The sequence below is a fragment of the Micromonospora sp. NPDC049799 genome, assembly GCF_040656655.1.
Classification (GTDB): domain Bacteria; phylum Actinomycetota; class Actinomycetes; order Mycobacteriales; family Micromonosporaceae; genus Micromonospora.
In genome coordinates, this window is sequence record NZ_JBFAMU010000133.1 from 1 (window position 1) to 11443 (window position 11443).

10 protein-coding genes are annotated in these 11443 nt (G+C 73.0%); 6 read left to right on the forward strand and 4 right to left on the reverse strand.

All coding sequences use genetic code 11. The features are described 5' to 3' along the window. Positions 1–59: 59 nt before the first annotated feature. The gene (gene thrS / locus AB0I76_RS13025; RefSeq protein ID WP_357034059.1) at positions 60–2072 is read left to right on the forward strand and encodes a threonine--tRNA ligase; all 2013 of its coding nucleotides are present in this window, start codon (positions 60–62) and stop codon (positions 2070–2072) included. 90 nt (positions 2073–2162) lie between these two features. Here the strand turns inward: thrS and AB0I76_RS13030 are convergent, their stop codons facing one another. Then, positions 2163–2918: a D-Ala-D-Ala carboxypeptidase family metallohydrolase gene (locus AB0I76_RS13030; protein WP_357034061.1), complete on the reverse strand. Its 756-nt coding sequence runs from the start codon at positions 2916–2918 to the stop codon at positions 2163–2165. A 161-nt stretch (positions 2919–3079) separates the two neighbouring features. On the opposite strand from AB0I76_RS13030, the gene AB0I76_RS13035 reads away from it, so the two are divergent. Together AB0I76_RS13035 and AB0I76_RS13040 are read left to right on the forward strand one after the other, a co-directional pair. Continuing rightward, complete coding sequence (locus AB0I76_RS13035) at positions 3080–3592, forward strand: HIT domain-containing protein (protein ID WP_357034078.1); 513 nt, start codon at positions 3080–3082, stop codon at positions 3590–3592. Positions 3593–3632: 40 nt separating this feature from the next. After that, positions 3633–4691 (forward strand): aldo/keto reductase, encoded by a 1059-nt coding sequence (locus AB0I76_RS13040; protein WP_357034063.1) that lies wholly within the window; start codon positions 3633–3635, stop codon positions 4689–4691. 42 nt (positions 4692–4733) lie between these two features. On the opposite strand, the gene AB0I76_RS13045 is transcribed toward AB0I76_RS13040, so the two are convergent. The 3 genes from AB0I76_RS13045 to AB0I76_RS13055 all read right to left on the reverse strand — a co-directional run bounded on the left by AB0I76_RS13045 (position 4734) and on the right by AB0I76_RS13055 (position 8176). Then, positions 4734–5129 (reverse strand): VOC family protein, encoded by a 396-nt coding sequence (locus tag AB0I76_RS13045; RefSeq protein ID WP_357034065.1) that lies wholly within the window; start codon positions 5127–5129, stop codon positions 4734–4736. A gap of 12 nt (positions 5130–5141) precedes the next feature. Next, positions 5142–5918, reverse strand: a complete 777-nt coding sequence (locus AB0I76_RS13050; protein WP_357034067.1) for an ArsR family transcriptional regulator — start codon at positions 5916–5918, stop codon at positions 5142–5144. A gap of 101 nt (positions 5919–6019) precedes the next feature. Further along, complete coding sequence (locus AB0I76_RS13055) at positions 6020–8176, reverse strand: elongation factor G-like protein EF-G2 (RefSeq protein ID WP_357034070.1); 2157 nt, start codon at positions 8174–8176, stop codon at positions 6020–6022. Positions 8177–8425: 249 nt separating this feature from the next. Between AB0I76_RS13055 and pgsA the strand changes: the two genes are divergently transcribed. From pgsA to AB0I76_RS13070, 3 genes are read left to right on the forward strand one after another with little or no spacing between them, the layout of a single operon-like run. Further along, a complete protein-coding gene (gene pgsA / locus AB0I76_RS13060; protein WP_357034072.1) occupies positions 8426–9061 on the forward strand; it encodes a phosphatidylinositol phosphate synthase in 636 nt (211 codons plus the stop codon). 28 nt (positions 9062–9089) lie between these two features. After that, on the forward strand, positions 9090–10019 hold the full coding sequence (locus AB0I76_RS13065; protein WP_357034074.1) for a phosphatidylinositol mannoside acyltransferase: 930 nt from the start codon (positions 9090–9092) through the stop codon (positions 10017–10019). 16 nt (positions 10020–10035) lie between these two features. Next, positions 10036–11196 carry a glycosyltransferase family 4 protein gene (locus AB0I76_RS13070; protein WP_357034076.1) on the forward strand — a complete coding sequence of 387 codons (1161 nt, stop codon included), beginning with the start codon at positions 10036–10038 and terminating at the stop codon, positions 11194–11196. Positions 11197–11443 lie beyond the last annotated feature (247 nt).

The window sequence follows — 11443 nt, forward strand, 5'->3', positions numbered from 1 at the left end:
CCATTGGGCTGCACCGGCGGGTGGCCATCACACCTCCGTCACGTGCGGTCGTAGTCCGGGTGACCCCCCCCCGCCCCCCCGGCGTGCCCCCCCCCGTGGTCGCCGCGGGCGGCACCCCGGCGGCCGACGCGGTGGCCGCGGCCGGGCTGCCCGCGTCCGGCCCGAAGGCGGTCGTCGTCGTCCGCGACCCGCAGGGCCAGCTGCGCGACCTGGACTGGGCGCCGGCCGAGGACACCACCGTGGAGCCGGTCAGCCTGGACAGCCCGGACGGGCTGAACGTGCTGCGCCACTCCACCGCGCACGTGCTCGCCCAGGCCGTGCAGGACGTCTTCCCGGAGGCCAAGCTCGGCATCGGCCCGCCCATCGAGAACGGCTTCTACTACGACTTCGCCGTCGACAAGCCGTTCCAGCCGGACGACCTGGCCAAGCTCGAGAAGCGCATGCAGGAGATCGTCAAGTCCGGCCAGCGGTTCCGCCGCCGCCGCTTCGGCAGCCTCGACGAGGCGAAGGCCGAGCTGGCGGCCGAGCCGTTCAAGCTGGAACTCATCGACGTCAAGGGCGAGGGCCTCGACACCGACGAGGTCATGGAGGTGGGCGGCGGCGAGCTGACCATCTACGACAACCTCGCCGCGAACGAGGACAAGGTCTGCTGGTCGGACCTGTGCCGTGGCCCGCACCTGCCGACCACCCGGCTGATCGGCGCGTTCAAGCTGATGCGCTCGGCCGCCGCGTACTGGCGGGGGTCGGAGAAGAACCCGCAGCTCCAGCGGGTGTACGGCACCGCGTGGCCGACCCGGGACGAGCTGAAGGCGTACCTGAAGCTGCTGGAGGAGGCCGCCCGGCGCGACCACCGCAAGCTCGGCGCGGACCTGGACCTGTTCAGCTTCCCCGACGAGATCGGCTCCGGCCTGCCGGTGTTCCACCCCAAGGGTGGCGTGATCAAGCGCGAGATGGAGGACTACGTCCGCGCCCGCCACATCGAGGAGGGCTTCCAGTACGTCGGCACCCCGCACATCTCCAAGGAAGGCCTCTTCCACACCTCGGGCCATCTGCCGTACTACGCCGACGGGATGTTCCCGCCCATGGAGCTCGAGGGCGCGGACTACTACCTCAAGGCGATGAACTGCCCGATGCACAACCTGATCTACCGGTCGCGCGGGCGGTCCTACCGCGAGCTGCCGATGCGGCTGTTCGAGTTCGGGTCGGTGTACCGGTACGAGAAGTCGGGCGTCGTCCACGGGCTGACGCGGGTGCGCGGCTTCACCCAGGACGACTCGCACTCGTACTGCACCGCCGAGCAGGCGCCGGCCGAGGTCAAGCACCTGCTGGCGTTCGTGCTGGGCCTGCTGAAGGACTTCGGGATCACCGACTTCTACCTGGAGCTGTCGACGCGCGACGAGTCGAAGCCGGAGAAGTTCGTCGGCTCGGAGGAGGACTGGGCGACGGCGACCGCGGTGCTGGAGCAGTGCGCGAAGGAGACCGGGCTCGACCTGGTGCCCGACCCGGGCGGCGCGGCCTTCTACGGCCCGAAGGTCTCGGTCCAGGCCAAGGACGCGATCGGCCGTACGTGGCAGATGTCGACGATCCAGTACGACTTCAACCAGCCGAAGGGCTTCGGGCTGGAGTACCAGGCGGCCGACGGCAGCCGGCAGCAGCCGGTCATGATCCACTGCGCGAAGTTCGGCTCGATCGAGCGGTTCGTCGGCGTGCTCACGGAGCACTACGCGGGCGCGTTCCCGGCCTGGCTGGCCCCGGTGCAGGTGGTCGGCATCCCGATCCGGGAGGACCACACCGACTACCTGCACGGCTTCGTCGCGGCGCTGCGCGCCCAGGGGATCCGCGCCCAGGTGGACGCCGGTGACGACCGGATGCAGAAGAAGATCCGCACCGCCCAGCAGCAGAAGATCCCGTTCATGGTGATCGCCGGGGACGACGACGTGGCCGCCGGCACGGTGTCCTTCCGCTACCGGGACGGCTCGCAGCGCAACGGGGTGCCGGTCGCCGAGGCCGTCACCCACGTCCTCGACGTCGTCTCCACCCGCACCAACGTCGGCCCGTCCGCCGAGGTGTAAGGAAGGGCCCCCTGTTATCGCTTGCGGCATAGCAGGGGGCCCCTTTTGACACCTCGTCGCCGTGGGCGGCGGCTGTGGACGTGAGGTCCGTCAGATGCCGCAGCTCGGCGCGGACCAGGACTGGCCCGCGGAGTTGCCCAGGTGGGTGTGGTCGTTGTGGCCCGGGTAGCCGGGGCCGAGGATGTTGCTGAAGCCGTGGTTACGGGCCTGTTGGGCGAGCCGGCAGAGTGAGGGCGACCCCACCAGGTCCACCCCGTCGCCGTACAGGTGCCGGCTGCCGGCCGCCCCGCCGACCGCGTTGTTGCAGGAGTAGCTGCGGAACCCGCTGCTGATGTAGAGCGGCACGTTGCCGAGGGCCTTCCGCATCGCCTGCAGCTTCCACATCGAGACCAGCGCGTTGAACCTCGCGGTGCTCGCCGAGACCGCACCGCCGGACCAGTCGCCGTTGCACCGGTTCCACTCGGCGTAGCTGAAGCTGACCGGGGTGCAGTCGTCGTCCTGGAGGGCGTAGATCTGGTTGAAGGTCTGCGGGCCCGCGATGCCGTCGGCGGGGAGACCGTACGCCTGCTGGAAGCGGATCACCGCGGACCTGGTCGCCGGGCCGTACGCCCCGTCGATGGTGATCCGGGCGCCGTAGCCGGGGTAGCCGGAGACCCGGATCTGGAGCTGCCGCACGTCCTCGCCGCTCATGCCGGAGGAGAGCATGCGGCCCCAGGTGTAGCAGCCGTCGGCGTGGGCGGCGCCGCCGGTCGCCGTCACGCCCACGACGGTGGCGACGGCGGCCAGGGCGCAGGCGGTGAGCGCCCGGCCGAGACGGTGGAGAACGGAGGTGCGTCGTTGTTTCACGGTCAGCTCCCATCGACGGTCATCACAATCGATTGAATGAAAGTTTCATCGATGAACTTACATTCGTCAATCATCGACGGTCCGGGGTGGTGGGGTGACGTCGGGCGGGACGTAGGATCGGTGGCGTGACAGGGGAGGAACGGCACGCGGGCAGTGGCGACATGGCGGACGGCCTGGACCGGCTCTGGACGCCGCACCGGATGACCTACATCTCCGGTGAGGACCGGCCGGAGGGCGGCTACGAGAAGCCGAGCGGCTGCCCCTTCTGCCTGGCCCCCGGCAGGCCGGCGGACGAGAGCCTGGTCGTGGCCCGCGGCGAGCACGTCTTCGTGGTGCTCAACCTCTACCCGTACAACCCGGGTCACCTGTTGGTCTGCCCGTACCGGCACGTCGCCGACTACACCGAGCTGGACCCGGCCGAGACGGTCGAGCTGGGCGTGTTCACCCAGACCGCGATGCGGGTCGTCCGCAAGGTCAGCAACGCGCACGGCTTCAACCTGGGGATGAACCAGGGCGGCGTGGCCGGTGCCGGCATCGCCGCCCACCTGCACCAGCACGTCGTGCCCCGCTGGGGCGGGGACGCCAACTTCATGCCCGTCATCGGCCGCACGAAGGTCCTGCCCCAACTGCTCACCGACACCCGCGACCTGCTCGCCCGCGCCTGGCCCAGCTGACTCCCTGCGGCACTCGCTCCCGAGGTGGCAGGATGCGTCGATGGCACTCACCACGCGGACACTGGGCCGCAGCGGCATCGAGGTCAGCGCCCTCGGCATGGGGTGCTGGGCGATCGGCGGGCCCTGGTCGGAGGGGACGCAGCCGCTGGGCTGGGGGGCGGTCGACGACGACGAGTCGGTCCGCGCGGTACGCCGCGCGCTGGACCTCGGGATCACCCTCTTCGACACCGCCGACACGTACGGGGCCGGGCACTCCGAGCGGATCCTCGGCCGCGCGCTCGCCGGCCGCCGCGACGAGGCGGTGATCGCCACCAAGTGGGGGCACACCTTCGACGAGGCCACCCGTCGGGCCACCGGGCAGGACGCCTCGCCCGCGTACCTGCGCCGGGCCGTCACCGACTCGCTGCGCCGGCTGGGCACCGACCGGATCGACCTCTACCAGCTGCACCTGGCCGACCTGTCCGCGCCGCGCGCCGAGGCGTTGATCGGCACCTGCGAGGACCTCGTCGCCGACGGGCTGGTCCGCGCGTACGGGTGGAGCACCGACCGGCCCGACCGGGCGGCCCTCTTCGGGCACGGCGCCCGGCACGCCACCGCCGTGCAGCACGCCCTGTCGGTGCTGCGCGACGCACCGGACCTGCTCGCCGTCTGCGACAAGTACGACCTGGCCAGCGTCAACCAGGGGCCGCTCGGCATGGGCCTGCTGACCGGCAAGTACGCCGCCGGGTCCACGCTGCCCCGCGACGACGTACGCGGGATGGCGCCGGGCTGGCTGGAGTGGTTCCGGGGCGGCCGGCCGGCGCCGGAGTGGCTGCGCCGGGTCGGTGCGGTACGGGCGGCGCTCACCGCCGACGGACGTACCCTCGCCCAGGGCGCGCTGGGTTGGATCTGGGCGCGCAGCGGGCGGACGATTCCGATCCCCGGCTGCCGCACCGTCGCCCAGGTCGAGGAGAACGCCACCGCCCTGGACCGCGGCCCCCTCTCCCCGGACCAGTTCACCGAGGTCGAACGCCAGCTTGCCGCCGTCCGCGCGGCGGCATTGCGGGAGGCCGACCGCCCCCACTGGCCCAGTCCCATGCTCCCCGCCACCCGCCCCTGACGGGTCGGACGCGCCGGCCGGGCCGGACCGGGGTGTGCCGGGTCAGGCGGTGGCCCGCCGGTCGGCGGGTTGGAACAGTTCGACGAGGTTGCCGGCGGGGTCGGCGAGCAGGATCTGGCGTCCGCCGGGACCGGCGACCGGTGTGCTGCGGAACGACAGGCCCGCGCGGCGCAGCCGGTCGATCTCGGCGTCCAGGTCGTCGACGATCAGGTGGATGCGGTTCCGTCCGGCGGCGGTGGCGTCTTCGGGGGTGGCGCGGGCGCCGGAGCTGGCCGGCCCGGACAGCAGCAGTCGTAGGGGGCCGCGCACCACGTCGGCGAAGGCCGGCGCGGCGGAGGTGTGCAGGGTGAAGCCGAGGTGGCCGGTGTAGAAGTCGACGGCGGTCTGCACGTCGTCCACGAGGTAGCGGACGCTGGCGTACGGCTCGGGTGCGGTCACGGTGGATCTCCTTCACGGTCGCGCGGCGGCGAGGACGGGCAGCAGATGTCGGACGCGGGTGTCGATGTCGGCCGCGGTGTGCCGGAAGGCGGCGTAGCCGGCCGGGCGGGTGCCACCCGCCGTGCTCGGATCGGGGATGCTCCAGTGCACCCGCCGGGGCTGGTCCGGGAAGTCGACGAGGGCCTCGCGGGCCTTGTCGCACAGGGTGACCACGTAGTCGAATCGGTGACCCGCGACCGCGTCCAGAGGCCGGGGACGCTGACGGGTGATGTCGATGTCGAACTCGTCGCGCAACACCCGTACGGCGTCGGCGTGGAGGTGGGGCCGGGGTCGGCTGCCGGCGCTGACGACCTCGACCCGGCCTCCGGTGCGGTGACGCAGGAGGGCCTCGGCGATCGGTGAGCGGGCGCTGTTGCCCGTACACACGAACAGCACGCCGACGCGGGGCGAGTGCCGTGGGTCGACCGGGGGTGTGCGCGGTGTCGCCGGCTCCCGGCGCAGCGCCGGGTGCAGTGCGGCGCCGGCGCCGGCGAGCGCGTCCCCGCACCGGTCCAGGTCCAGGTGGTAGTAGCTGTCACGGCCGTCGAAGCTGCTGCGCGTGGCGGTGACCAACCCGCCGTCGCGGAGCAGCCGTAGGTGGTAGGAGACCAGGTTCTGCGGCTCGCCCGTCAGGGTGACCAGTTCCCGTACCCGGTAGTCGCTGGTGGCAAGGTCGGTCAGCAGCCGCCATCGCAGCGGGTGGGCGGCCAGGCGCACGAATGCCGGGACCGCTTCAGTCGTCAGCACCACGACCGTAGGTTACATCAAATCTGGGCGATGCATCAGATGCATGCGATGGACCGGTGACGGCGTGCCCGCCGGGGCGGACGGCCGGCACCGGCCAACCCTCGTCAGGGGGTGTTCTCCTTGCGGATCTGCTCGGCCAGGTGGGCGGGCATGGGGTCGTAGCGGACGAAGTGGCGGCGGAAGGTGCCGGTGCCGGAGGTCATCGCGCGCAGCTCGACCGCGTACCGCAGCAGCTCGGTGGCGGGGACCTCGGCGCGGACCAGCGTGCGTCCCTCGGCGGCGGTGTCCGGCTCGCTGCCGAGCACCCGCGCGCGCCGCCCGGACAGGTCACCCATGACCGCGCCCACCGAGGAGTCGGGGACCCGGACGGTCACCTCGTCCACCGGCTCCAGCAGCGTCGGCTGGCCCTTCTCGGCGGCGTCGCGCAGCGCGAGGGCACCGGCGGTCTGGAACGCCGCGTCGGACGAGTCGACGCTGTGCGCCTTGCCATCGACCAGGGTCACCCGCAGGTCGACCGCCGGGTGGCCGGCGACCACGCCCCGTTCCATCTGGGCCCGTACGCCCTTCTCCACCGACGGGATGTAGTTGTGCGGCACCGCGCCGCCGACGACCCGGTCGACGAACTCGAAGCCGGCGCCGCGCGGCAGCGGCTCGACCTCGATGTCGCAGACGGCGTACTGACCGTGGCCGCCGGACTGCTTGACGTGGCGGCCGTGGCCCCGGGCGGCGACGGTGAACGTCTCGCGCAGCGGGACCCGGACCGGCTCGGTGTCCAGCTCGACGCCGCCGGCACGCAGCCGCTCCAGGACCACGTCGGCGTGCGCCTCGCCCATGCACCAGAGCACCAGCTGGTGGGTCTCCGGGTTGCGTTCCAGCCGCATGGTCGGGTCCCCGGCGACGAGCCGGGCCAGATTGCGGGCCAGCGCGTCCTCGTCGGAGCGGGTACGGGCCACGATCGCCACCGGCAGCAGCGGCTCCGGCATCTCCCAGGGGGCGATGAGCAGCGGCTCGTCCCTGGCGGAGATGGTGTCGCCGGTCTCCGCGCTGCCCGACTTGGTGATCGCGCAGATGTCACCGGCCACGCACGCACCCACCTCCCGCAGGCTCGCGCCCAGCGGCGTGTAGATGTGCCCGACCCGCTCGTCGGCGTCGTGGTCGGGGTGCCCGCGCTCGGCCAGGCCGTGCCCGGAGACGTGCACGGTCTGCTCGGGGCGCAGCGTCCCGGAGAACACCCGGACGAGGGACACCCGACCGACGTGCCGGTCGACGGTGGTCTTGACGACCTCGGCGACCAGGGGCCCGTCCGGGTCGCAGGTCAGCGGCGGCCGGGGCGAGCCGTCCACCCCGGCGACGGCCGGCACGTCGTGCTCCAGCGGTGACGGGAAGCCGGCGGTCAGCACCTCCAGCAGCGCGTCCAGGCCGACGCCGGTCTCCGCGCAGGCCGGCACGACCGGGTAGAAGTGGCCGCGGGCGACCGCCTTCTCCAGGTCCTCGACGAGGACGTCGGTGCCGATGTCCTCGCCGTCGAGGTACCGGTCCATCAGCGTCTCGTCCTCGCTCTCGGCGATGATCCCCTCGATCAGCTCGTTGCGGGACTCGGCGATGGCGGGCAGGTGCTCGGGGTCCGGCTCCCGGACGTCGGCGGGCAGGCCGGCGGTGTAGTCGAAGACGCGACGGGTGATCAGACCGAGCAGGCCGACCGTGGAGATGCCGTCGTCGCCGAGCATCGGCAGGTACAGCGGCATCACGTTGTCGCCGAAGACCCGCTGGCACAGCGCCACCGCCTCGTCGAAGTCGGCGCGCGGGTGGTCCAGCCGGGAGACGGCGACCGCCCGCGGCATGTCGACGGCCGCACACTCCTCCCACAGGGCGGCGGTGGCGGCGTCCATGCCGTCGACGGCGGAGACGACGAAGAGCGCGGCGTCCGCGGCTCGCAGGCCGGCGCGCAGCTCACCGACGAAGTCGGCGTAACCGGGGGTGTCCAGCAGGTTGACCTTGATGCCGTCGTGCACCAGCGGGGCGCACGCGAGGCTGACCGAGCGCTGCTGGCGTACGGCGGCGGGGTCGTGGTCGCAGACGGTGGTGCCGTCGGTGACCGACCCCGCGCGACCGATCGTGCCGGTCGCCGCGAGCAGCGCCTCCACGAGTGTCGTCTTGCCGGAGCCGGAATGGCCGACGAGCACCACGTTGCGAACCCTGCCGGGATCGGTCACCACCGGCGCGCCGCCGGTGGCCCCTTTCTCCTGACTTTTCTGCGCCATGGGGCGCACCTCCCTCAGCCGGTGGTTGGTGGCGACCGCCGCGCGCGGAGAGTGCGGCTCGGGCGGGTGCGCGGCGATATCCTCCGGTGGTCTGCTGCCAAGCGGGAACGGGACGGTCGGACGGGTGAGCTGGCTCACCTCTCCACGCTCGATCTCACACCCGTTACCCGGACGGCACAAGCTTTCCCCGGGCGGGTCGCCTGACCGGCCGTATCGCGGTGGGGCCGGGACCGTTATCGTGGGACCGCCATGGCGAAGATCTTCCAAGTGACGGCCCGCGCGGGGATGACCCGTGTCGTCGAGCCGATCGCGCGCGGCCTGCTCCGAGCGGGCGTCACTCCCAACGCGGTCACCGTCGCGGGCACCCTCGGGGTGCTCGTCGGCGCCCTCGGCTTCGGCGCCCGTGGGCACCTGGTCGCCGGTGCGCTCATCGTGACGGTCTTCGCCCTCACCGACCTGCTCGACGGGACGATGGCCCGGATGAGCGGCGGTTCCACCCGCTTCGGGGCCTTCCTCGACTCGAGCATGGACCGGGTGGCCGACAGCGCGGTGTTCGGCGCGGTGGCGTTCTACCTGGCGGGGGAGGGCGACCGGACGGGCACCGCCGCCGCGCTGGTCTGCCTGGCCGCGGGAGGCCTCGTCTCGTACGTCAAGGCCCGCGCCGAGGGCCTCGGCATGACCTCCAACGTCGGCATCGCCGAGCGCACCGAGCGGCTGCTCATCGTCGGCGTCGGCGGTGTGCTCACCGGTGTCGGCGTCCGCCCGGCCCTGGAGATCGCGCTCTGGCTGCTCGCCGCCGTGTCGATCTTCACGGTGGGCCAGCGGATGGCCCACGTGTACCGGCAGGCCCAGCAGGTCCCCGCCGCCCCCGGCGGGCAGGGGTGAGCGGCACAGGGCCGGGGGTCCGGCGCCGGTGAACCTCACCGAACTCGGCTACGTCACCGGCTGGCGCGCGATCCGCGCGCTGCCCCGGCCCGTCGTGGCCGCGGCGTTCCGGGCGGGCGCCGACCGCGCGCACCGTCGCGGCGGCGCGGGTACGGCCCGACTCCGCGCCAACCTGCGCCGGGTGGTCGGCCCGGACCTCCCCGAGACAGACCTGGACGAGCTGGTCCGGGCCGGCCTTCGGTCGTACGCCCGGTACTGGATGGAGGTGTTCCGGCTGCCGTCGCTGAGCCGGCGGGAGATCCTGGCCGGGTTCCGCCTCGACGGCCACGAGCTGCTCGCCGCCGACGTGGCCGCCGGCCGGGGTGCGGTGGTCGCGCTGCCGCACGGCGGCAACTGGGACGCGGCCGGCGCCTGGGTGGCGGCGACCGGCTGGCCGATCACCACGGTGGCCGAGCGGCTGAAGGGGGGCCTCTACGAGCGGTTCCTCGCCTTCCGGCAGGGGCTCGGCATGGAGATCCTGCCCACCCACGGTGGCCCCCGGCCCACGTTCGACGTGCTGGTCGACCGGATCAACGCCGGAGCGGTGGTGCCGCTGCTCGCCGACCGGGACTTCTCCGCCCGGGGGGTGGAGGTCGACTTCTTCGGTGCCCGGACGAAGATGCCGCCCGGCCCGGCGCTGCTCGCGCTGCGCACCGGGGCACCTCTCTACGTCGCCTCGATGTGGTACGAACCGGACGCGGCCTGCGCCTCCCTCGACGGGCCGATTCCCCTTCCCGGCCCCGAGGAGGGTCCCCTCGACCAGCGGGCCCGGGCGCTGACCCAGCGGATCGCCGACGGACTTGCGGCGGGCATCGCCCGCCATCCGGAAGACTGGCACATGTTGCAGCGGATGTGGCCGGACCAGCGGGCCACGGCGGACGGCGCGGCACCACCACCGCCGGCCACCGGACGGGTCTGAGGGAGAGGGCGCCAACGTGCGGATCGGCATCGTGTGCCCCTACTCCTTCGACGTACCCGGCGGCGTGCAGAACCACGTCATGGACCTGGCCGAGGCACTGATCGGGCTGGGTCACGAGGTGAGCGTTCTCGCCCCGGCCGACGAGGACTCCCCGCTCCCGCCGTACGTGGTGTCGGCCGGGCGGGCCGTCCCGCTGCCGTACAACGGTTCGGTGGCCCGGATCGCGTTCGGGCCGGTGTCCACGGCGCGCGTCCGCCGCTGGATCACCCGGGGCGACTTCGACGTGCTCCACGTGCACGAGCCGCTGACGCTGAGCCTGTCGATGCTGGCCGTGCTGTCCGCCCGCGGCCCGGTGGTCGCGACCTTCCACACGGCGATGACCCGCTCCCGGGTGCTCGCCGCGGCCCAGGGCGCGCTCCAGATCGTGCTGGAACGGATCACCGCCCGCATCGCGGTCAGCGCGCTGGCGCGCAAGGTGCAGGTCGAGCACATGGACGGTGGGGCGGTGGAGATCCCCAACGGGGTGGCCGTGGCCAAGTTCGTCGACGCGGAGCCGCTGCCGGGCTGGCCGGGGGAGTGCGCGCCGGGGCAGGGCGGGACGATCGGCTTCCTCGGTCGCTTCACCGAGGCGCGCAAGGGCTTCCCGGTGCTCCGGGACGCCTTCGTCGCGCTGGCGCGGGAGCGTCCCGGCCTGCGGCTGCTGGTGGCCGGCCCCGGGGACTCCGACGACCTGTTCGACCGGTTCCCGACCCCGCTGCGCGACCAGGTGACCTTCCTGGGCCTGGTCTCCGAGGAGGACAAGGCCCGGATGCTGCGTAGCGTGCACCTCTACGTGGCGCCGAACACCGGTGGTGAGTCGTTCGGCATGATCCTCACCGAGGCCCTCGCGGCGGGCACGACCGTCGTCGCCAGCGACCTCGACGCGTTCCGCCGGGTCCTCGACGGCGGCCGGGCGGGTCTGCTCTTCCGCAACGGTGACCCGGGCGCGCTGCGGTCCGCCCTCGTCGCCCTGCTCGACGACCCGGCCCGCCGGGCGGAACTGACCGCCTGCGGGGACCAGGTCGTGGCGAATTTCGACTGGCCGGTGGTTGCCCGCCGTGTTCTGGAGGTATACGCAGCGGCGATCGAGGCCACCGACGGGCGGGTCATCGACCAGGAATGGGCGGGGCTGGGCTGACACCCGTGCCGCTGGGACGCCGGTGGTGCCAGTGGTGCGGCGGTGACGACCGTCGGGGACCGGCCGGGGCCGGAGGAGACGGAGCAGCACTACGATGCCGGGCATGTGGTGGGTGGTGGGCGCGGCGCTGGTCGTCGCGCTGGTGTCGGCGTACCTCCTCTGGACCGCCGGACGAGTCGACCGGCTGCAGTCCCGGGCGGAGCTGGCGGCGCGGGCGCTCGACGCCCACCTGCTGCGCCGCGCGGCC

Excerpts from the sequence above, each read along its gene's own strand:
- AB0I76_RS13035 (WP_357034078.1), top strand. The coding sequence starts at position 3,080 with ATGGCGGACGGCCTGGACCGGCTCTGGACGCCGCACCGGATGACCTAC.
- AB0I76_RS13040 (WP_357034063.1), top strand. The coding sequence starts at position 3,633 with ATGGCACTCACCACGCGGACACTGGGCCGCAGCGGCATCGAGGTCAGC.
- AB0I76_RS13055 (WP_357034070.1), bottom strand. The coding sequence starts at position 8,176 with ATGGCGCAGAAAAGTCAGGAGAAAGGGGCCACCGGCGGCGCGCCGGTG.
- pgsA (WP_357034072.1), top strand. The coding sequence starts at position 8,426 with ATGGCGAAGATCTTCCAAGTGACGGCCCGCGCGGGGATGACCCGTGTC.